At 63.9% G+C, this 20,087-nt stretch carries 19 protein-coding genes; 12 read left to right on the forward strand and 7 right to left on the reverse strand.

Annotated features, from left to right (window positions below; genetic code table 11):
- Positions 1 to 69: 69 nt before the first annotated feature.
- Positions 70 to 939 (forward strand): diacylglycerol/lipid kinase family protein, encoded by an 870-nt coding sequence (locus ACYVL5_RS07925; protein WP_460595020.1) that lies wholly within the window; start codon positions 70 to 72, stop codon positions 937 to 939.
- Between the two features lie 280 nt (positions 940 to 1,219).
- Positions 1,220 to 1,942, forward strand: a complete 723-nt coding sequence (locus ACYVL5_RS07930) for a response regulator (RefSeq protein WP_460595021.1) — start codon at positions 1,220 to 1,222, stop codon at positions 1,940 to 1,942.
- On the opposite strand, the gene ACYVL5_RS07935 is transcribed toward ACYVL5_RS07930, so the two are convergent.
- The 4 genes from ACYVL5_RS07935 to ACYVL5_RS07950 all read right to left on the reverse strand — a co-directional run bounded on the left by ACYVL5_RS07935 (position 1,923) and on the right by ACYVL5_RS07950 (position 6,592).
- The gene (locus ACYVL5_RS07935; protein WP_460595022.1) at positions 1,923 to 2,945 is read right to left on the reverse strand and encodes a glycosyltransferase family protein; all 1,023 of its coding nucleotides are present in this window, start codon (positions 2,943 to 2,945) and stop codon (positions 1,923 to 1,925) included. The two genes, ACYVL5_RS07930 and ACYVL5_RS07935, sit on opposite strands and share 20 nt — an antisense overlap.
- Positions 2,946 to 2,965: 20 nt before the next feature.
- Positions 2,966 to 3,904 carry a chemotaxis protein gene (locus ACYVL5_RS07940; RefSeq protein WP_460595023.1) on the reverse strand — a complete coding sequence of 313 codons (939 nt, stop codon included), beginning with the start codon at positions 3,902 to 3,904 and terminating at the stop codon, positions 2,966 to 2,968.
- A 137-nt stretch (positions 3,905 to 4,041) separates the two neighbouring features.
- A complete protein-coding gene (locus tag ACYVL5_RS07945) occupies positions 4,042 to 6,045 on the reverse strand; it encodes a molybdopterin oxidoreductase family protein (protein ID WP_460595024.1) in 2,004 nt (667 codons plus the stop codon).
- 238 nt (positions 6,046 to 6,283) lie between these two features.
- Entirely contained in the window at positions 6,284 to 6,592 is a 309-nt protein-coding gene (locus ACYVL5_RS07950) for a cytochrome c3 family protein (RefSeq protein ID WP_460595025.1), read from the reverse strand.
- A gap of 197 nt (positions 6,593 to 6,789) precedes the next feature.
- On the opposite strand from ACYVL5_RS07950, the gene ACYVL5_RS07955 reads away from it, so the two are divergent.
- From ACYVL5_RS07955 to ACYVL5_RS07965, 3 genes are all read left to right on the forward strand, one after another.
- Entirely contained in the window at positions 6,790 to 7,794 is a 1,005-nt protein-coding gene (locus ACYVL5_RS07955) for a PilZ-like domain-containing protein (RefSeq protein ID WP_460595026.1), read from the forward strand.
- Between the two features lie 198 nt (positions 7,795 to 7,992).
- On the forward strand, positions 7,993 to 8,736 hold the full coding sequence (locus ACYVL5_RS07960; RefSeq protein WP_460595027.1) for a surface-adhesin E family protein: 744 nt from the start codon (positions 7,993 to 7,995) through the stop codon (positions 8,734 to 8,736).
- 18 nt (positions 8,737 to 8,754) lie between these two features.
- Positions 8,755 to 9,231 (forward strand): GreA/GreB family elongation factor, encoded by a 477-nt coding sequence (locus tag ACYVL5_RS07965; protein WP_460595028.1) that lies wholly within the window; start codon positions 8,755 to 8,757, stop codon positions 9,229 to 9,231.
- 107 nt (positions 9,232 to 9,338) lie between these two features.
- Here ACYVL5_RS07965 and ACYVL5_RS07970 read toward each other — a convergent pair whose 3' ends face one another.
- Positions 9,339 to 10,640: a transporter permease gene (locus tag ACYVL5_RS07970; protein ID WP_460595029.1), complete on the reverse strand. Its 1,302-nt coding sequence runs from the start codon at positions 10,638 to 10,640 to the stop codon at positions 9,339 to 9,341.
- A 314-nt stretch (positions 10,641 to 10,954) separates the two neighbouring features.
- Here ACYVL5_RS07970 and ACYVL5_RS07975 point away from each other — a divergent pair, with 314 nt between their 5' ends.
- Both ACYVL5_RS07975 and ACYVL5_RS07980 read left to right on the forward strand, forming a co-directional pair.
- Complete coding sequence (locus ACYVL5_RS07975; RefSeq protein WP_460595030.1) at positions 10,955 to 11,635, forward strand: PilZ domain-containing protein; 681 nt, start codon at positions 10,955 to 10,957, stop codon at positions 11,633 to 11,635.
- Positions 11,636 to 11,682: 47 nt separating this feature from the next.
- Positions 11,683 to 12,444, forward strand: a complete 762-nt coding sequence (locus ACYVL5_RS07980) for an NRDE family protein (RefSeq protein WP_460595031.1) — start codon at positions 11,683 to 11,685, stop codon at positions 12,442 to 12,444.
- Between the two features lie 298 nt (positions 12,445 to 12,742).
- On the opposite strand, the gene ACYVL5_RS07985 is transcribed toward ACYVL5_RS07980, so the two are convergent.
- Both ACYVL5_RS07985 and ACYVL5_RS07990 read right to left on the reverse strand, forming a co-directional pair.
- Complete coding sequence (locus ACYVL5_RS07985) at positions 12,743 to 13,945, reverse strand: hypothetical protein (protein ID WP_460595032.1); 1,203 nt, start codon at positions 13,943 to 13,945, stop codon at positions 12,743 to 12,745.
- Between the two features lie 227 nt (positions 13,946 to 14,172).
- Positions 14,173 to 14,976 carry an alpha/beta fold hydrolase gene (locus ACYVL5_RS07990; RefSeq protein ID WP_460595033.1) on the reverse strand — a complete coding sequence of 268 codons (804 nt, stop codon included), beginning with the start codon at positions 14,974 to 14,976 and terminating at the stop codon, positions 14,173 to 14,175.
- Positions 14,977 to 15,347: 371 nt separating this feature from the next.
- On the opposite strand from ACYVL5_RS07990, the gene ACYVL5_RS07995 reads away from it, so the two are divergent.
- From ACYVL5_RS07995 to ACYVL5_RS08015, 5 genes are all read left to right on the forward strand, one after another.
- On the forward strand, positions 15,348 to 15,542 hold the full coding sequence (locus ACYVL5_RS07995) for a ferredoxin (protein ID WP_460595034.1): 195 nt from the start codon (positions 15,348 to 15,350) through the stop codon (positions 15,540 to 15,542).
- A 16-nt stretch (positions 15,543 to 15,558) separates the two neighbouring features.
- Positions 15,559 to 16,656 carry a two-component system sensor histidine kinase NtrB gene (locus ACYVL5_RS08000; RefSeq protein ID WP_460595035.1) on the forward strand — a complete coding sequence of 366 codons (1,098 nt, stop codon included), beginning with the start codon at positions 15,559 to 15,561 and terminating at the stop codon, positions 16,654 to 16,656.
- Between the two features lie 179 nt (positions 16,657 to 16,835).
- Positions 16,836 to 18,104, forward strand: coding sequence for a TolC family protein (locus ACYVL5_RS08005; protein ID WP_460595036.1), 1,269 nt, complete (start codon positions 16,836 to 16,838; stop codon positions 18,102 to 18,104).
- Positions 18,105 to 18,176: 72 nt separating this feature from the next.
- Positions 18,177 to 19,577 (forward strand): efflux RND transporter periplasmic adaptor subunit, encoded by a 1,401-nt coding sequence (locus tag ACYVL5_RS08010; RefSeq protein WP_460595037.1) that lies wholly within the window; start codon positions 18,177 to 18,179, stop codon positions 19,575 to 19,577.
- 110 nt (positions 19,578 to 19,687) lie between these two features.
- Positions 19,688 to 20,071, forward strand: coding sequence for a GxxExxY protein (locus tag ACYVL5_RS08015; protein WP_460595038.1), 384 nt, complete (start codon positions 19,688 to 19,690; stop codon positions 20,069 to 20,071).
- Positions 20,072 to 20,087 lie beyond the last annotated feature (16 nt).

The raw sequence follows: 20,087 nt of genomic DNA on the forward strand, positions 1-20,087 counted from the left end.
CTCCCGGAGGCGAGGGGAATAGACCCCTAAAGAGGCGAGGGAATAATACTTCATCTTCGAGGTGACCGCTTGGCCCGCCGCTGTTTCGTGATCGTCAATCCTACCTCCGGAAGCTATTCCCAACCAAAAGTAGACCGGATCATGGCCACCCTGAAAGAGGGGGGATTGGAGCCCCAGCTCCTCCCCACCGCGAGCGCGGCGGATCCCGCCCTCTTCGCCGCCCGCCTCTGCGCGGAGGAGGGAGATCCCCTCATCGTGGTGGCCGGCGGGGACGGCACCGTCAACGGTATCCTCAACGGACTCGCTCCCGGGGCCGCCACCCTGGCGGTGGTTCCCATGGGGACCTCCAACGTGCTGGCCCGCGAGCTGAAGATCGCCACCATCGAGGACGCCTTAGCCCGGGTGGTGGCCGGCAGCTCGCGGCCGGTCTCGGTGGGGGAGATCTCCTGCGGCGGGGAGCCCCGGCGCTTTCTCTTGATGGCCGGGGTGGGGGTGGACGGCGCCGTGGTCGAGGGGGTGCGGCTGGCCGAGAAGAAGCGCTTCGGGAAGGGGGCCTACGCCCTCTCCGCCTTCCGGGTCATGCGCGACTGGGACCGCGGGAGCCTCACGGTGACCGGCGGAGGGAAAAGCGTGGAGTGCCACAGCGTGATCGTCTGCAACGCGGCCCGCTACGCCGGCGACTTCATGCTCGCCCCCCAGGCCGACCTCTTCGCCCGGGGATTCCAGGTGATCTGCATCAAGGGGGGGAGGACCGGCTACTTCAAGCTCTTTCTCCTGCTCCTCGCGGGCCGGGTCGCCGAGGGGAGCGGGGTCACCGTCTTTACCGCCGACGAGCTCGAGATCTCCGGGAACAAGGCGGTCCAGTGCGACGGCGACTACTTCGGCTGCGCTCCGCTCAGGCTCCGTTCCCTCGATGACTTCATGCGGGTGATCGTCTAGCTCAGATTAATGCTGAAACCCCGCCGAATCATTAATTTTGCGTTGACAAAGCCCGGGCAATGTTGGTTAATTGCCAACAAATTCAATCCGGTTGACGATGGGCGCTCTCCCGGGAAGTCCCTTTTTGAAAAAGGGGACCAGGGGATGCGAAGTCGGAGGCCGCGTGGTGAAATCCCCCCGGCCACCCCTTTCCCAAAGGGGGGGAGTTCGGGGAGAGTTCGGGCCGATCGGAAAATTCAACGGGGTGCGGCGGCGCCGTGCCGGGTGACGGGGGGGTCAGGTGGCGAAAGCGAAGATACTGCTGGTCGACGACACCAGGCTGGTGCTGGAACTGGAGAAGAGCTTCCTGAAGATCTCGGAGGTGGACGTTTTCACCGCCTCCAACGGGGTCGAGGCGCTGGAGGTCATCCGCAATGAGGCTCCCGACCTGGTCTTCATGGACATGCACATGCCGGAGATGGACGGGCTCGAGTGCTGCGCCGCCATCAAGGCCGATCCCTTCATCTGCGACACCCCGGTGATCATCCTGACCACCGCCGGCCACGACGAGGACCGCGAGAAGGCAGTCCGGGCCGGGTGCAACGACTTCCTGACCAAGCCGGTCCAGCGCCGGGAGTTCCTGGAGATGGCCCGCCGCTACACCAGCTCGGTCGACCGCCGCGGTCTCCGTCTCCCCTGCCATTTCCCCGTCCTCGTCCTGCTCGGCAACAGCTCCCTGAGCGCCAACGCCCTCGACATAAGCGACGGCGGCATCTTCGTGGCGAGCCATCAGAAGGTGGTGCGCGACACGCCGGTCAAGGTGGCCTTCTACCTGGAAGGGGAGAACCCGCTCCTTTTGGAGGTCAAGGGGCGGGTCGCCTGGCTCAACGAGGAGAACGGGCGGATCAAGTCCACCCTGCCGGCCGGCTTCGGGATCGAATTCGTCGACCTCGGCGAGGAGGAGGCCCCCCGCCTCAAGTCCTACCTGCAGGCCGACGGCGCCATCATCGACGGCACCGCCTGAGGACCAGCCGGAACCAGAGCCGTACCAGCCAGGAGGCGGCCAGATCCGCCACCCGATTGTCGAGCACCCTCCCCACCAGGCGGTCGTGCAGCGAGAGGAAGATTCCCCCCTCGCCGCCGGCCGCCTTTTTCATGGCCACGTCGAGAAAGAACGGGATCTGCCAGGCGTTTTCCCGCACGTAGCTCCCCGTCTTCTTCCAGAGATCCCTCCGCTCCGCCGGCGGGAGCCCCGCTATCCGCACCTGAAGATCCTCCAGTAACGGGAAAAGATCGAGCCGGCCGGTCTGGTCCTGGCTCCGGTAGGTCTCCCTGAGCGATTCGATCAGGTCGAGGCGTCCCACGGCGGCCAGGTCCATCAGGATGGCGTTCAGCGTCTGGCGGGGGAGGAGCCCCTCGGCGAGGAAGCGCCGCGGCGAGGTGGCGATGGGGGAGGGGAGCAGGACCCATTGCCCCTCCCGCCGGATCCGCTCCGCCAGCACGTCGTCCTCCATGAGCGGGAGCTCCGGGTCGAAGGGGCCGATCTCGCGGAAGAGGGGGAGGGGGATCAGGAACCCCTGGTCGCCGTGGGTGCACCCCGGGCGGTCGAGGGCCGCCTTGGCGCCGTAGAAGCGGTAGGGAAGCGGCGGGGGGCCGGGGAAGGCGAAGGTGAGGGGGAAGTGGCCGGCGACCGGCCGCGCGCCCGCGCGCCCGGCCCGCTCGAGGACATCGACCCCCTTGCGGAAGGAGAGGGGGTCGCCGAAGGCCGAATCGGCGTGCAGAAAGAGGAGCATCCCGCTGCGGGCCTCGGCGGCCCCCCGGTTGAGCTGGGCGCCGCGCCCCTTGCTCCCCGCCACCACCTTCACCGGGAAGGGGAGGCCGGGGGCGAGCCGGGAGACCTCGGCGAGGGTGCCGTCGGAAGAGCCGCCGTCGGAGAGGACGACTTCGAATGCGATCGCTTGTTGGAGGGAGAGTCCGGCCAGGAAGGAGGCGATGGCCCGCTCCTCGTTGAAGAGCGGGACCACCACGGAAAGTTCAAGGGGATGGGTCAGAGAACGAGGCTGTCCGCCCGCTCCACCAGGTTGGGAAGGTCCGGCTTGGTCAGGATGTCGTTGGCGCCCAGGTTCTTCCATTTGGCCTTGTTGTCGTCACTGGCGAGCGAGGAGAAGAGGACCACCGGCATCTTGTCGAGCGCCGCTTCCTTGCGGATCAGCGCGGTGAGGTGCAGGCCGTCCATGCGCGGCATCTCGATGTCGGTGATCACCATGCTGAGCAGCTGGGAGATCGGGCTCCCCTGCTGGGCGGCCCGATCGCGGATGCTGGTCACCTGCGCCCAGGCGTCCTCGCCGTTCTCGGCCTCGAGCACCTGGTAGCCGGCGTCCCGCAGGGAGCTGGAGATGGTGCTGCGGATGAACTTGGAGTCGTCGGCGACCAGGATGGTCCTTTCGCTCCGGCTGGCCGGGGCGTTGGCGAGGAGCTCTTCGCTGGGGCGGGAGAGGGCCTCGCCGAAGGAGAGCTCGCTGACGATCTTCTCGAAGTCCAGGATCAGGATGATCCGGTCCTCCATCTTGACCACGCCGGTGATGTTGGCGTCGTGGATGGCCTTGACCGGCGGCTCCACGTTCTCCCAGGAGATCCGGTAGATGCGGGAGACCGAATGGACGAGCATCCCCACCACGATCCGGTTGAACTCGAGGACGATGACCCGGTCGGCGGCGATGCCGTCGGTGTTCTTGTTGAGCGACCGGGAGAGGTCGATCAGGGTGATGACCTGTTCCCTCAGCTTGATCATCCCGCAGACCGCGGGGTGGGCGTTGATCACCTTGCGCAGGTTCGGCAGCCGGATGATCTCCCGCACCTTGGCGACGTTGACGCCGAAATAGCAGGGAACCACGTTCCCCTTGGCATCGACCTCGTCGATCCTGAACTCCACTATCTCGAGCTCGTTGGTACCGCTTTCGAGAAGGATCTTGCTGTTAGCCTCCATACCGCCCCCCACTTTCGTGCTTTGATCGCGCTTTCTCTTTCTACATCGGCAGCGCTGAAGAAAGCATGAGGGAAAATGTCGGCAACGCGCCACTCCCCCAAGGAGAGGGCCCGGGCGGCGTTTGGGACGGGGAGGAGCTACTCGGGGCGGACGTCCACCCGGTTGTCGTAGAAGGTGCTCCCGCCCCCCTGGTCGGTCAGCCGCTGGGAGGTGAGGGCGTTCACCGAGCGGTTTCCCGGGGCGTAGGCGATCCACCAGACCCCCTCGGCCACCACCACCCCGGGGGGGACCCGGTCGGTGGCGTCCAGGAAGAAGGGGACCTCGCCGAGCTCGTTGAAGGCCACCACCCGCTCCCCCTGCTTGAGGCCGCGGGCGTGGGCGTCGGAGGGGTTCATCTGCAGGCGCATCCCCCCCTGCTTCTCCCGCAGCTCAGGCTGGTCGTAGAAGGTCGCGTTGAGGGCGAACGGGTTGGGGGCGGTCATCAGCCGGAAGGGGAGTTTCCCCTCCTCCTCGTGGGTCGGAAGGTAGCAGGGGAGCGGCTCCGGAAGGCTCCCGTTGAGGATCTCGATCTTGCCGGAGGGGGTGAGATACCCTCCGTCGCGTTGGACGGTCAGCTCCACCCCCTTCCCCTCGGCCAGCGCCCGGGTGTCGATCCCCTCCCTAAAGGGCGACGGAAGCTCCAGCAGGCGGTCGATCAGCCGGTCGGCGGTCAGGGTGAACGGCTCCTCCTCGAAGCCCAAGGCCTTCGCCAAAAGGGAGAAGACCTCCCAGTTGGACTTGCTCTCTCCCAACGGATCGACGGCGGCACGGGCCCTCTGGATGCAGTAGGTCCCGTAGGCGCGGTAGATGTCGCTATGCTCCAGCGACGAGGTGGCGGGGAGGACGATGTCGGCGTAGCGGGCGGTGTCGGTCAGGAAGCGCTCGTGTACCACGGTGAAGAGGTCGTCGCGGGAAAGCCCCTTGAGGACGGCGTTTTGGTCCGGGGTCACCGCCGCCGGGTTCGAGTGGTAGACGTAGAGGCTCATCACGGGGGGATCATTCAGCCCGTTCAGCGCTTCCCCGAGCCGGTTCATGTTGACGATGCGGGTGGGAGTGGTGATGAAGTCCTCGCGCAGGACGTGCTCCATGGCGAAGGCTCCGCCGGTGGAGGTGTCGGGGAAGGCTCCTCCCCCGTCGTGCTCCCAGGCCCCCACCAGCGCCGGAAGGCAGGCGATGCAGCGCACCGTCATGGCGCCGTTGCCGTAGCGGGAAAGTCCGCTCCCGATCCGGATGAAGGGGGCCCGGGCCGCCGCGTAGCCGCGGGCCAGCTCCTCGATGGTGGCGACGGAGAGGCCGGTGAGCCGGGACGCCTCGGCGAGGGTGAAGGTGCCGAGCACCTCGCGCCGGAACTCACGGTAGCCGAGGACGCTCTCGGCCACGAACCGCTCGTTCACGAGCCCCTCGCGGGCGAGCACGTGCATGATCCCGAGGGCCAGCGCGGCGTCGCTTCCGGGGCGGACCAGGATGGTGCGGTCGGCGGCGGCCGCGGTCGGGGTCCGGTAGGTGTCGATCAGCCAGACCTCGCCTCCCCGCTGCCTGACCTCCCGGACCGCGTTGAGGAAATGGATGCTGGTGGCGGCGGCGTTGATCCCCCAGAGGATGAGGAGATCGCTCTTGCCGGCGCTGTCGGGATGCGGGGTCGGCGTCTTCCCCATCACCGCCTGCCAACCGGCCCCCTTGGCGGGAGAGCAGATGGTGCGGTCCAGGCGGGAGGCTCCCAGGCGGTGGAAGAAGGGATGCCCGGCGTTTCGCTGCACGATCCCCATGGTCCCGGCGTAGGAGTAGGGGAGGATCGCCTCGGCGCCGTGGGTGGCGATGATCTCCTGCCAGCGCCCGGCGATGGTTGCCACCGCCTCGTCCCAGGAGATGGGGGCGAACTCACCTGCCCCCTTGGCTCCCGTTCTCTTGAGCGGGGTGGTGAGCCGCAGCGGCGAGTGCACGCTCTTTTCGTAGTGGAGCATCTTCGGACAGAGGGAGCCGCGGGTGTACGGGTGGTCGGGGTCGCCTTTGACCGCCACCGCCCGCCCCCCCTCGACCTCGACCAACAGGCCGCAGGTGTCCGGGCAGTCGAACGGGCAGACCGATCTCTTGGTAACGCTCATGGCTACTCTCCTTGCGTCGTTTATATGTCGGATTTTTGGATTATGGGGGCGATGGACACCGCCGTCCTGCCCGGCTGGCGGCGCGAATCGTTGCGCGGGGGCCGGCGCGGGCCGGCTGGGGGAATCGAGGAGGGAACTGCTCAACTCCTGCCGTCAGCGGCGCCTTCAACTGGCACGCCCCCTGGGCAGGGTGCGCGCCCCGGCTACTATAGCAGAGCCGGGGCGCATTTCGAAAGATTTACTTCTTGTGGCACTTGGCGCAGTTGCCCATCGCTTTGAAGGCTTTCTTGCCGTTGTGGCACTCACCGCAGTACTTGCCGGCGTAGATGTCGGACATCTTGATCGGATCGGCACCTTTTTTCATCTTGAAGATCTTGGAGTGGCAGTCGGCACATTTGAAACCCTTTTTGGCGTGCACGTCGCCGCTGAACACCACCTTGCCGTTGGAGGTCTGCCACTCCACGGACTTACCGGCGGGAACCGCCATAGCGCTCGATGCCGCCAGAACCAGGATGAGAGCCGCTGCCTTCGCCACATGATTTTTCATGATGAATACCTCCCTTGTTAAATTAAATGAGAAAACTTGGACCATCCTGTGATAGCACAGGCTCGGGAAGAGTCAAGGGCTTTCCTTCATGAAAATGGCGTCGAAGCCCCTTTTCTTCCGGTAACCTGTTGCAATCACGCCGTCGTGCAGTTTAATGATATGGACGATGCCGCTGTTGTTATGAGCCGGGAGCAGCCATGGTGGAGAATTACTACGACGCTTATCGGGAATTCCTGAGCCCCGGGTCCCGCATCGAGGTCGGCATCCCGCTCTCCGGTGGCGGGGTCTTCCGGGACTGGGCGGTGGTGGGGGAGTTCCAAGGGGACGAGTTGCTGGTCCAGATCTCCCGCGACGTCCTCCCGGCCGAGGTGCACATCGACCAGGGGTACATCCTCGACGTCAGCATCCGGATCAAGAACGAGCTCTACACCTGCAGCGGGATCATCGTCCACAAGCAGAGCGAGAAGGTGCTGCGGATCCGGCTGTTCGGTCCCTTCACTCTCAAGGAGCGGCGCCAGTTCTTCCGCATCAACCTCGACCTGCGGATAAAGTACGCCATCATCAAGGAGGCCGCCTACGGCTCCGTCGAGGCCGACTGGAAGCAGCGCCGCGAGATCGAGCAGATGAAGTTCCAGGGGTTCGACGAGGTGGTCATCGCCGCCCATCGGGCCCGCTATCGCCCCACGGTCCCGCTCGAGTGGCGCGACCTGCCGAACTGGGAGGTCAACCTGGGCGGCGGAGGGCTCGCCTTGCTCCTCGCCCACCATGCCTACCCGGACGACCTGGTGGCGATGGAGATCCACCTCCCGTTGTCGCCTCCCCGGCTGATCCACACGGTGGCCCGGGTGATCCACGTGATACCTGCCAAGGTCAGGGGGAAGGCCGGGTGCCGGGCCGGGATGTCGTTCGTCATGCTGGCCGAGCACGACCGCGACCTGCTGTTCCAGCACATCTCGGCCACCCAGATGGCCTTCCTGCGCGACCGCGCCGACCGCCGCGACTTCGGGTTCGCCGAGCCCCCTCCCCCCGAGCCGCTCACCAAAAGGGAGAAGGCGGTGCGGGGGATCCTCGTCGTGGCCGTATTCCTGGTGACCGTCTTCCTGGTCCGGAAGTGCGTCGACTACATCAAGCAGGGCCCTCCCAACGAGATCCAGCAGACCTACCAGAAATCCCTCAAGCAGTACCGCCACGAGGACCATTAGAAAACTCCCTCACCCTGACCCTCTTTAGAATCTTCCCTCACCCGGACTGCGGCCACCCTCTCCCCTGAAGGGGCGAGGGTATAGAATGAGAGGGGCGAGGGGATGACAAACAAGGGAGCGAAGGTTGCGTTCACCACCAAAGTGGTCTATCATGAGCCCCGCATAAGCCCCTGCTTCATTTGCCCACAGGAGGGTGGCATGAACGTCCGGACGATAACGTTGTCGATGTTGCTGCTGATGGCGTGGAGCGGTCTGACCTACGGGGAGGAGCGCTGGTACAACTTTGCCGAGGATGGCGACCTAAAGTACTACCTGGACCGCAAGTCGGTTCACCCGCTTCCCGACAACGTCTACGTCTTCTGGATCAAGTCGGTCGCCAAGGACAAGGAGTACTACCGCAGGGAGTACAACATCTCGAACCTCGCCTACATCCTGACCAACTACGAGCTCGACTGCGCGGTGTCGAGTTACCGGGTGCGCGGGACCATCATGTTCGACAAGGGGAGAAGGGAGCTCGGCAAGACGCTCGCCTCGGGCGAACCGGTCTTCGAGCCGGTCCCCCCCGAGTCGGTGCTGGAGATGGCCCAGGACGAGATCTGCACGGGCGAGCAGAACGCCTCCCGCGAATCGGAGGATGAAGAGCAGCGCTCCACCAAGGCCGCCACCGCACCCGCGTCGCCTCCTCCCACCCTCTCCTCCGAGGGCGCGGCTAATCCTCCGCCGGCCATCTCGCCGGACGGGGGTACCCTCGGGGCACCCGTAGCCCAGCCGACTCCTCCGGCGGCCAATCCTGAGACCGCGCTTCCGGCCGAACTTCCGGCCACCCCGGCGGGTGGCGGGCAGGTTCCCCCGGCGGTGGCCGAGGGAGCGGCGGGCGAGCCGGCCGCGGTTCCGGCAATCCCTCCCGCCGCGCCGGCCCAGCCTTCCGGCGAAACGAAATAACGGAGTAACAGCCATACGATGACCAACATGATCAGCGCCGAAGGGCGCAAGAAATTACAGGAACGCTACGACTTTCTCTGGGAGACCGAACGCCCACGGATGGTGAAGAACATGGCGGACGCCGCCGCCGAAGGGGATCGCTCGGAGAACGCCGAGTATATCTATTCCAAGAAGCGTCTGAGGGAGATCGACCGGGAGCTGAAGCACCTGGGGGACCGGCTGAAGGTGGTGAAGGTGGTCTATCCGCCGCTCAATCCCACCTCGGTCAGCTTCGGCTGCTGGGTGACCTACGAGGACGAGAACGGCGACGAGCGCTGCTACCAACTGGTGGGGCCCGACGAGTTCGACGTAAGCCTCGGAAGGATCAGCGTCGACTCCCCGGTCGGCAAGGCCCTGTTGGGGAAGAAGGTGGATGACGAGGTGACCGTGAAGCGTCCCGCGGGTGATCTCACCGTGGTCATCACCGCCATCACCTCTTCGAAGCCGGGGAAGTAAAAGATTCGAGGGGGAACGGTCGGACAAGGGGGACAGGCACCTGGCGGAGCCAGTCCCCTTTTTGATCCGTTTCCGCGCGGGCACGGGGTGCCCACCCTACGGAAGGGTTAGGCGAATAAGAGGCTGAAGAGGATCAGCAGGGTGATCTGGCAGGTGGCCACCAGCCAGCCGTTTCTTATCATCGACTTCAGGTCCTCGGACTCGGCGAAGCCGAGCGAACTCACCATGTTGGCCCCGGGGAAGACGAAGTTGTTGACCCGGGTGGCGACCACCAGGGCGAGCGACCAGGCGAGCATCGAGACGGCGTAGCGGGATAGCAGCGGGTTGAACATCTCGTGAAGGAGCTTCAGGGTGGCCACCGTCGCGCCGGAGATCCCGAAGGCTCCCAAAAGCCCCCCGGTGATGACGATGACCGGCTTTCCCCCCAACTCCATCATCGGCCTGATCAGCTTGGCCAGGGCCGCGAATCCCCCCGCCTGCTCGACGAACACGATGAACGGATCGAGGAGCAGGAAGAGCAGGAAGAGCCCGACGTTTCCCGCCATCCCCTTGATCACCAGCCTCAGGATCTCATCCAGCTTCAGTCCCCCCACCAACCCGGTGACCAGCGAAAGCCCGAGCATGATGATGATGACGAAGGAAGTCGGCGCCTTGACCGCCATGCCGTAGATGACCGCGGCCAGGAAGCAGCCGACGAAGGCGAGAGTTGCGCGGCGGCTTTGCCGGGTCGGGTGGAAGAGCTCGATTCCTTCCGGTTTCTCGTAGGGGTGGATATCCTTGGTCCGGCGCTGGATCCGGCGGACCATGAACCAGGTCGCGGTGATGGTTACCAGCGCCACCGGACCGGAGACGAAGAGGAGCATGGCCCCGTAGGATATCTTGGTCAGCCCGAGGAGCGTGATGACGGGAGGGGTGAAGGGGCCGAGGATCAGCGCCTCCTCGCCGACCGCCTGGAAGATGATGGCGACCGTGCTCCGGGAGAGGCCGACGGCGGCGGCGATGGGTAGCACGATGGGGGCGATGATGGCGTTGCCCCCCGCCATGGTGCCGAGGAGGCCGACGATGGTGAGGCAGGCGAGCATGATGCCGGCGATGGCCTTGTTTTCGCTGTCGACCCCGACCGTGAAGATGATGCGGTGGACGATGGTGTGGGAGACCCTGGTGGCGCTCAGCACCTCGCCGAGCCCCCGTCCGAGCATGATGATGAGGCCGACCAGGGCGAGGAAGGAGCTCATGCTGTTGGCGAGGGCGGCGGCGAAGGAGAGGGCGCTCTGGTGGCTGAGGATTGCCCCGAGCACCACGGAGATCACGGTGGCGGTGAGGATCTCCACGTCGCGGAAAACGAGCACCACGTAGACAAGAAGCGGCAGGAGCCCCAAAAGCCCCGTCCAAAGCTGCTGATCGAACATCAATACCCCGTTTCTTTCCTCGACCTGGAGTCCAGGTTCGTCCCATCGGACGGTTGACCGTTGATACCATCCCTTCCCTGATCAAGGCAAGTATAAGGTGGGAGTCAGGCTTTTTCCTACTCCAATCTCCTTCAGTTCACGGCCGTGGTGCCGATGTGGGATGGATGGGTATCTGCCACCGGCGTGGGGCGGTGAGGCTGCCAACATGACGATTGACCTTCCAGAGCCAGACGCTATAGTGTAGCAGGTCGTCGCGGCGGAAGGCCTTTGATCCGGAACCACAGGGAAAAGAAGAGACAGGACAGAAGACGCGGATGGAAAATCTCAGGGTGCTGATCGTAGTGAATGACGTTGAGGCGGGGAGTGCCTACAGTAAGGCCCTCGCCGAAATCGGCGTCATGTGTGACATAGCGGCCTCTTTCAACGAGATGGCCGAGATCGCAATGGACCGTCCTATCAACGGACTGCTGGTAGACATCCTCACCCTGGTTCGTTGCAGCAAGGAAGAGAAGCAGGTCGCCTATGAGTGTTTCAACATCTTCCCGATCCTGAGGGTGAAGTGGGACAAGAAGCACAGGAAGATCGCCCTGAGCCCGCTTGAGCAGACCTTTTCTCCCGATACCGGTTCCGTCCTCAACTACTTCATCGAAAGCAGGTGCCGTGCCTTTCCGGCCAGGTGTCTGCGCCGCCACAAGAGGCGTGAGGTCGTCCTCAACGTCCTCGTTTCCACCGATGCCGGGTTCGCGGAATCCACCAAGTCGTTCTGCGTCAACATCTCCCAGGGGGGGATCTATCTCCACTTCATGCAGGAGCTTCAGGAGGGGGACAAGATCTGGCTCCGCTTCACCGAGTTCAGGGACCAGACTCCCATTCCCGCCACCGTCCGCTGGTCGCACCCATGGGGGATCTCCCGAAGCATCCCCGGCGTCGGGGTGAGCTTCGACAGCGTGACCGACGCCCAGCAGAAATCGATCAATTCCATTCTCAACTTCTGACCCCTGGCGTAGCCGGGGGAACCACCACCAAACGAGACCGACTTCCGATGTGCACCCTCCTGATTGCCTGCTCGGCCCATCCCCGCTATCCGTTGGTGATAGCCGCCAACCGCGACGAGTTCTACGACCGCCCGACCGCGAGAGCCTCCCTTTGGCAAGACGCCCCCGGCCTCTTCGGAGGGCGGGATCTCCTCCACGGCGGAACCTGGCTCGGCGTGACCGATACCGGACGGATAGCAGCCCTGACCAACTATCGCCAGCCGCACGTGCACCCGCCCGACGCGCCGACCCGGGGAAAGCTGGTCTCCGATTTCCTCGCCGGGGATAAGGGGGCCGAGCGCTACCTCCAGGCGCTGCGCGGCGCCGGCGTTCCCTACTGCGGCTTCAACCTCGTGGTCGGCGAGGCCTGCGGACTCTATCACTACTCGAACAAGAGCGACCTGGTCACTCCCCTTACCTCCGGCATCTTCGGGATCAGCAATCATCTGCTGGATACGCCATGGCCCAAGGTGGAGCGGGGCAAGGCCGGGCTGGGGCGGGTGCTGGCGGGGGAGGACCCTTCGGTGGAGGAGCTCTTCGCGGTGCTGGCCGACCGGACCAAGGCTCCCGATGAGGAGCTTCCGGACACCGGGGTGGGGCTCGAATGGGAGCGGCTGTTGTCGCCGATCTTCATCGAGAGCGAGCGCTACGGGACCCGCTGTTCGACGGTGATCATGGTGGACATGGATGGGCAGGCGGTCTTCGTGGAGCGGAGTTTCAACGGCGACGATGTCGGCGAGGTGAGTATGAAGTTCGACCGGCCGGCCTGACGTTAGAGCGGCAGACGTAGGGTGGGCACCCCGTGCCCACGCGGGAGTCGTCGGACTGCTGGGGAGGAGAAACCGTCGGACTGGTGGGCAGGGGGCCGCCCACCCTACGGGGGCGTCGAGGATCAAGCGTTTACCCTCGCCCCCCTTGGGGGAGAGGGTGGCCGAAGGCCGGGTGAGGGCAGGTTTTTAGGTTCCGCACGACCATCCTATAAATGCAAAAAGGCGGCTCCGCCGGCGGATGAATTAGGATCATCTGCCGAGCGGAGCCGCCTTTTTCTCTTTTAAAAACCTGCCGCGCCTACTGGTACTGGATGTAGAGCGGCTTCGGGTTCAGTTTGAGCACCTCGGCGGGAGTCAGCAGCGCGTCACCCTTCTTGGTGTCGTTGTGGTAGAAGAGCTTGAAGCCCGTCAATTCCACCGGCTCGGAGACGATGTAGTCCTTGTAGGAATCGCGCTTGAGCCACGGTGCGCCCCAGCCGTCCATGTTCATGACGATCTGGACCTCCGGCCGCAGGGCTATGTTGCGGTAGTTGGTGACGCCGTTGCGGGTGAAGCGGTGGACGATCAGCACCTTGGGGGGAAGGTTGTACTTCTTGACGATGTCCTTCAGGTAGTTCGAGGCGTAGTTGATGTCGGAGGCGTCGTAGGTGCCGATCTTGCTCCCCGGGCGCGCCTTGCTCTTGATCAGGTTGAACTCGGGATCCATCCCGAGGTGCACGTCGGGGTTCTTCAGCAGCCACTCGAAGCGCGGCAGCACGGCGCGGATGTTGTCGTGGCCGGTCTGGATGTCGATGAAGAGGATGGCACCGGCCTCCTTGGCCCAGCTGTAGACATCATTGATGATCTTGTCCGGCATCACCATCCGGTAGAGCCCCGCCTTGCCCGGCTCACCCTGGGCCACGACGGCGATCAGGTGCAGGGCCGGCTGGACCGGGTGGGAGGGGTCGGCGGCCTGCCAGCGGCTCACCTCGCGCTTGAGGCGCTGCAGCATCTCCGGCTTCGGGTATTCGCCGAGGGCGCCCATCCTCTTGGAGAGCGGGTTGCCGTAGTAGGCGACGATCCTCTTCTGGGGAAGGAGGGAGCCCGGAAGCGGAGCGGGGAATTTCACCGGCCATCCCTTGCGGGCGGCGAAGTCGGGGTCCTCACCGGCGCGGTACTTGATGGAGGGGGTCGCCTGCTCGGCGCTTCCCTTGGCCCCTTTACCCTTGGGTTTCTTGGGGCCCTTCGCGCTGGTGGCGTTACCCATGGCGGCTGCTCCGGCGGCGACCGCCGGTTGCTGGCCGGCAGGAGCGGCGGCGGCCGGATTGGCCGGGGCGGGGGCCGCAGCCTTGGCGGAGGACGGGGTGTCCTGCTTGACCGCCTCGGCGGGGGCCATAAGCTGCTGGGCTGCCGCTGCCTTCTTCTCTTCCTTGCAGCCGGTCAGGGCCAGGGGGCAGGCCAGCAGGGCAAGCAGCAGCACGGACATCGACTGGTGATGACGGGGCGCGCACAGGTGCTTCACGGGTTACTCCTTACTTGGTGTTAGATGCGCACACAGGCCATGGCCTGCCGGGAATACCGCCTGCCCGTGCCGCCTGGGGTCCGCATGATGGTGTAGTTTCAGTTGATGAGGCAGTGGCCAACCGACTTCAGCGTGGTGAGAATAAGCGGTACGTCAGCGTAGTGGTGGGCGATTTCCAGCGGTAATGTACCCTGTTTGGATCGATTCTGTCAATAAATGACGGATTATTACCCCTCCAGCCGCGCCGAGAGGCTCTCTGCGATGACCGGGTTGACCCGCTCGGGATCGTTCACCGGGCCCATGTGGCCGGTGTCGACCTGCAGCAGGCGGCAGGTGGTGACCGAATCGGCCAGCAAACCGGCGACCCTGAGGGCGGTGGGGCGGCTCGACCTTCCGGCGATCACGGTGACCGGCATCGGGAGCTCCCGGTAGTCGTCAATCGTGAAGGGGGTCCCGGTAATGGCGTGGAAATCGAAGACGAGCTTTTCCGCCCGTGCCGCGAAGTCGTTACGCACCCGGGCCGGGAAACCCGCGAAGGTGCCGGGGGCGCCCCAGTAGTCGACGAAAGCCTCCACCGCGTCTTGCGGCTTCCCGGCGGCAACCAGGTCCCGCATGCGCTGCATGAAGTCGCGGGAGCCGGCCAGGGCGGGGTCTCCTTCGGGGAGGAGGTGGAAGGAGACCGGCTCGAAAGCGGTCACCCCGGTGACCCGCTCGGGAAAGAGCCGGCTGAAGCAAAGAGCCGTCGCTCCCCCGTAGGAGTGCCCGACGAGCTGGAAGCGTTCTCCCGGCAGCAACTCGTCCGCCAGCGCCCGCACGAGCTCCGCTTCGTCGGCCAGGGTGAAATCCGCGGCGGCAACGGACGGCATCGGGGTGTCGCCGTACCCGTAGAGGTCGAGGGCGATCACCCGGTGGCTCCCCTGGAGAAGGGAGGCCAGCGCTCGCCACTGGTTCTTGGAGCTGAGGGTGCAGTGGAGAAGGATGACCGCGGGGCCGTCGCCTACGCTGAAATAGGATGGAAGTGACTTGTTCATGGAAGCCTCCCTGGATGACTTCACCAATACCTGCCGGCACGGGCAAAAGCAAGCATTACCCGGTTGACTCCTTCACCCCATCCTCACCCCAGCCCTCCCCTTGAAGGGGAGGGAGAGCCGGTGGAGGAGGGGAAGAGGGCTTAGGAGCCGAGTGATCATTGGTTCCAGGGGAGGGGGCGGTAGTGTAGACGGGGAAAGGTGCCCTGTCCCTCCCCTTCAAGGGGAGGGACAGGGTGAGGATGGGGAGGGGACGGGGAGGGGACTTCGAGGCGTGCGGGATCACTGAAAAAATTTGTTCATGCCCGATGAATTTGCGGTATAGTGTCCTCCTTGTGTATACACACAGCTTCGTGAAGTGGAAAGGAGCGTTCGTGGCTAGAAAACCTTGGGTCGACCAGGATGAATGTATAAGTTGCGGGATCTGCATGAAGAACTGCCCGGAAGTTTTCCGTTTCAATCCCCAGAGAAAATCGGAAGTCTATAACCCGGCCGGTGCCCCGGAAGAGGATATACAGTCCCAGGCAATCGATCTCTGCCCGGTTTCCTGTATCTCCTGGGTCGAATAGGAGTTTCGGGAGCGCAATGAAGCGATCGGAGATCTTCAGAGTCGTCGCCCTCCTCGTCTGCGTGGTCGGGATCAGTCTCCTGCATTACCTGACCCCGCTCAGGCTTGCGATGCTGCACGACATCTTTCAGCGCCTCTACTACATCCCGATCATCCTCTCCGCCTACTGGTTCGGGTTCCGGGGGGGGATCGGCTGCGCCATCCTGGTCACCATCTGCTACGCCCCGCACATCCTTTTTCAGTGGGGCGGACATCTCGCCATGGAGATGGAGAAGTACCTGGAGGTGGTCCTCTATAACGTGGTCGGGGGGATTACCGGCTTCCTGTCCCAGCAGGAGCGCTCCCGCCGGGAGCAGCTGGAAGAGACCGCCAAGGGGCTCGAAGCCTCCTACCAAAAGTTGCAGAGCCAATCCGACCTCATCATCCAGATCGAAGAGCAGTTGCGCCGCGCCGAGCGCCTTTCCGCCCTCGGTGAGCTTTCCGCCATGCTCGCTCACGAGATCCGCAACCCGCTGGCCTCCATCCGCGGCACCGCGGAGATTCTCATGGAAGGGGGCGCCTCCGAAGACAACCGGGTCGAGTTCCTCGACATCCTGGTGAAGGAATCCGACCGCCTAAACGGCGTGGTGGAAGATTTTCTCCGCCTGGCCCGCCCGGAGCCGACCGGCAAGGGGCCCTGCAACATCAACGACGAGCTTGCCAACATCGTTACCCTCCTCTCCGCGGAGGCCCGTTCCCGCAGGGTCGCCATCGAGCTCCGTCCCTCCGATATCCCGGAGGTGATCGCCGACGGACAAAAGCTCAGGCAGGCTTTCATGAACCTCATCCTCAACGGCATCCAGGCCGCGCCCGCCGGAGGCCGGGTCACCATCTCCACCTTCTTTTACGAGGAGAGGAACTCGGTCGACATCCGCTTCTGCGACAACGGCCCCGGCATCCCCGCCGAAACGCTCCCGCAGATCTTCGAGCCCTTCTTCACCACCAAGGGAAACGGCACCGGGCTGGGGCTCCCCATCACCCGGAAGATCATCGAGGGGCATGGCGGCACCATCGTCGCCGAGAACGTTTCCGGCAACGGCGCCTGTTTCAGAATTTCCCTCCCCCTTAGCCACTAAAAGTCGTCTGGCGGGCTTGCATGGGCTTCCCCCTCTTGTAGAATATTCCGCAGCGACCGGTAGGATATTCTTCTTTTCTCTTACTCCTTTCGCGCAGTTCCGCCATCTTTCGGTAGTTTCCGCTGCTGGCATACCCGTTGCTAGTCCAGGGAAGATCGTTTGAACCTCCAGGAGTCTCCATGACTGCCAGAATCGTTGTCATCCTGTTCTTCGTGCTCTTGACCGCGCCGGCCTTCGCCGCCCAGGACTCCCTGCCGCCGGAGAGTCTCCCGAAGCTGCTCGACGCCGCCATCTCCAATAATCCCGACCTCAGATCCGCCGCCATCCACGTGGGAACCTTGAAGAGCCGCGCCCGGCAGGCGGGGAGTCTCGACGACCCGATGCTGATGCTGAAGATCCAGAACGGCCTGATCAACGATCCGCTGAACTTCTCCAAGGACGCCATGACCCAGAAGGTGATCGGGATCTCCCAGCAGCTCCCCTTCTTCGGGAAACGGGCCCTGCGGGAAGAGGTCGCCAACAAGGAGGCGGAGGCCTTTCACTACACCCACGAGGAGAAGGCGCTGGAGCTGATCCGCCAGGTGAAGGAGGCCTACTACCAGCTCTACTTCACCGACCGTTCGCTGGCCATCGTCCTGAAGAACATCGGGGTCCTCGACACCTTCATCACCCTGGCGGAGACCAAGTACTCGGTGGGGCAGGGGGCCCAGCAGGACGTCTACAAGGCGCAGCTTGAGCGCTCCAAGATGCTCGACATGCAGATCTCGCTGGAGCAGCAGCGGAAGTCGCTGGAGATCGCCCTCAACTCCCTCCTCTATCGCCCGGCGACCCAGCCGGTGGGGCCCATCCCGGAGCCGGTCCTGAAAGACAACCTCCCCCCGGCCAAGACCCTGGTCGACCTGGCGGAGCAGAACCGTCCGGCCCTGAAGAACCTGAAGACCATGATCGAGCGCTGGGAGAGCTCCTACCGGCTCGCCAGGATGGAGTCCTACCCCGATTTCAACGTCTCGTTCGAGTACATGCAGCGCGACCGCGCCATGGGGAGTAACGGCGACGACATGTATTCGCTGGGGGTGACCTTCAACCTCCCGGTCCGCAAGGAAAGGCGCCAGGCGCTGCAGGCGGAGTCCACCTCGGAGATCAACATGACCACCGAGGACCTAAACGCCGCCCGCAACATCATCTCCAGCGGGATCGCCGACCTCTTGGTCCAGATGGAGCGGAGAAAGAAGCTGATCGAGCTGTACAAGACCGGCATCATCCCCCAGGCCGAGCAGTCGCTGGAGTCGGCCACCATCGGCTACCGGGTCAACAAGGTCGACTTCCTGACCCTTTTGGACAGCCGGGTGACCCTCTTCAACTACGAGCGGGAGTACTACGACTCGGTGGCGGATTACCAGGTGAAGAGGGCGCAGCTGGAGGCGCTGGTGGGAAAAGAGCTGGAGTAAAGCCGAACGGTACCCGATAGGTTAATGGAAACATTCTGATAATTCGCGATCGAAAGCGAGGCCATAGCAATCATGAACAAGAAAATCGCCATTCCCCTGACCGTCGTGACGCTGACCCTGGTGGTGGGAAGCTGGATGTATAAGAGCGGGAAACTGCAGAAGGTCCCGGGGTGGAGCAAGGGAGACGGCACCGCCAAGCTGGAGACCTCCTCCAAGGTCCTCTACACCTGCCCGATGCATCCCTTCATCATCAAGGACGCCCCCGGCGTCTGCCCGATCTGCGGCATGCAGCTCATAAAGAAGGTGAACCAGGCGCAGGAGGCGACCGCGCAGACGCCGGAGCAGAAGCAGCAGGCGGCGCAGCTTGGCCAGGTCTCCCTCTCGCCGACCCAGCAGGTTATGGCCAACGTGGAGACGGTGGTGGTGAAGAAATCCCCGATGTACAAGGAGATCGCCGCGGTCGGCATCGTCCAGTACGACCAGTCCCGCCAGGCCAAGGTCACCGCCTGGGCCGCCGGCAGGATCGACCGCCTGCACATCAACACGGTCGGGGCCTACGTCTCCAAGGACCGCCCGGTGGCCGAACTGTACTCGCCGGACCTGGTGGCGGCGCAGCAGGAATACCTCCTGGCCCTGAAGAGCCGCGATCAGCTGAAGAACTCCCCGATCCAGTCGATCTCGCAGGGAGGGCAGGGGCTGGTGGCCTCCGCACGGCAGCGGCTGAAGCTCCTCGGCGTGAAGGACAGCCAGATCGCCTCGCTGGAGAAGTCGGGGGAGCCGAACATCCGCATCCCGATCTACACGCCGCTTTCCGGCATCGTCATCGAGAAGATCGTGCAGCAGGGGCAGTACGTGAACATGGGGGATCCCCTCTTCTCCATCGCCGATCTGTCGCGGGTCTGGGTGGAGGTCGAGGTGTACGAGAACGATTTTCCTTCCGTGAAGGTGGGGGAAGGGGTGGCGATCACCTCCCAGTCCTATCCCGGCAAGACCTTCAACGGAAGGGTCTCCTTCGTCTATCCCTTCCTCGATCCCAAGACGCGGACCGTGAAGGTGAGGGTGGAGCTCAACAACCCGGGGCTCATGCTGAAGCCGGACATGTTCGTGAACGCGGCGCTCAAGTCGTCGTTGGGGAACACCATGACCGTGCCCGCCCAGGCGGTGATCGACACCGGGATGAGGCAGGTGGTCTGGGTCGAGAAGAGTGCCGGCGTCTTCGAGCCGCGCGAGGTGAAGGTCGGGGCGAAGACCAACGACAAGATCCAGATCCTTTCCGGGCTTAGCGTCGGGGAGAAGGTGGCCGCGACCGGGGGGTACCTGATCGACTCGGAAAGCAAGTTGAGAGGGGGGCCCGGCACCCAGGGGAGCATGCCGGGGATGGACATGGGTAAACCCGCCCCCGGAGCAGCACCGGCACCGGCAGCACCGGGGAAGAAGAAGGACAGCATGGATATGAACGATATGAAGATGTAAAACCAAGACCTTGGAACGCGGATGACGCGGATTGAGCGGATTCACGCGGATCAGGCAAAGGCAAAAACGTTTTAGGGAACACCTTAAACCCATAATTGAGGGAGGGTGTCATGCTCCTTGAGGCTGAGACGGAACGGATCATCGGCTGCTTTTTCAGGGTCTATAACTCCCTCGGGTACGGCTTCCTGGAAAAGGTCTACCTGAACGCTATGGCTCTGGAACTGACTGAGCACAGGTTTAGCGTGATTCCTCAACACCCCATCCATGTTTTTTACAAAAACGTTGTCGTGGGCGATTACTTCGCCGACCTCGTCGTCGACGACCACATTATTGTGGAATTGAAAGCGGCGGAGTCGCTCAGGCAGGAGCACATAGCACAACTTACGAACTATCTGAAAGCCACCAGGAAGCAAGTCGGGCTGCTTCTGAACTTCGGACGAAAGCCGGAGTTCCAACGGTTGGTTTACACCAAGGGCGCTTTTGAGGTTGATTAGCTTTTGATTTTCCCCT

The organism is Geomonas sp. Red276, assembly GCF_054784495.1.

Excerpts from the sequence above, each read along its gene's own strand:
- ACYVL5_RS07940 (WP_460595023.1), bottom strand. The coding sequence starts at position 3,904 with ATGGAGGCTAACAGCAAGATCCTTCTCGAAAGCGGTACCAACGAGCTC.
- ACYVL5_RS07945 (WP_460595024.1), bottom strand. The coding sequence starts at position 6,045 with ATGAGCGTTACCAAGAGATCGGTCTGCCCGTTCGACTGCCCGGACACC.
- ACYVL5_RS07950 (WP_460595025.1), bottom strand. The coding sequence starts at position 6,592 with ATGAAAAATCATGTGGCGAAGGCAGCGGCTCTCATCCTGGTTCTGGCG.
- ACYVL5_RS07955 (WP_460595026.1), top strand. The coding sequence starts at position 6,790 with ATGGTGGAGAATTACTACGACGCTTATCGGGAATTCCTGAGCCCCGGG.
- ACYVL5_RS07960 (WP_460595027.1), top strand. The coding sequence starts at position 7,993 with ATGAACGTCCGGACGATAACGTTGTCGATGTTGCTGCTGATGGCGTGG.
- ACYVL5_RS07965 (WP_460595028.1), top strand. The coding sequence starts at position 8,755 with ATGACCAACATGATCAGCGCCGAAGGGCGCAAGAAATTACAGGAACGC.
- ACYVL5_RS07970 (WP_460595029.1), bottom strand. The coding sequence starts at position 10,640 with ATGTTCGATCAGCAGCTTTGGACGGGGCTTTTGGGGCTCCTGCCGCTT.
- ACYVL5_RS07975 (WP_460595030.1), top strand. The coding sequence starts at position 10,955 with ATGGAAAATCTCAGGGTGCTGATCGTAGTGAATGACGTTGAGGCGGGG.
- ACYVL5_RS07980 (WP_460595031.1), top strand. The coding sequence starts at position 11,683 with ATGTGCACCCTCCTGATTGCCTGCTCGGCCCATCCCCGCTATCCGTTG.
- ACYVL5_RS07990 (WP_460595033.1), bottom strand. The coding sequence starts at position 14,976 with ATGAACAAGTCACTTCCATCCTATTTCAGCGTAGGCGACGGCCCCGCG.
- ACYVL5_RS08000 (WP_460595035.1), top strand. The coding sequence starts at position 15,559 with ATGAAGCGATCGGAGATCTTCAGAGTCGTCGCCCTCCTCGTCTGCGTG.
- ACYVL5_RS08005 (WP_460595036.1), top strand. The coding sequence starts at position 16,836 with ATGACTGCCAGAATCGTTGTCATCCTGTTCTTCGTGCTCTTGACCGCG.
- ACYVL5_RS08010 (WP_460595037.1), top strand. The coding sequence starts at position 18,177 with ATGAACAAGAAAATCGCCATTCCCCTGACCGTCGTGACGCTGACCCTG.
- ACYVL5_RS08015 (WP_460595038.1), top strand. The coding sequence starts at position 19,688 with ATGCTCCTTGAGGCTGAGACGGAACGGATCATCGGCTGCTTTTTCAGG.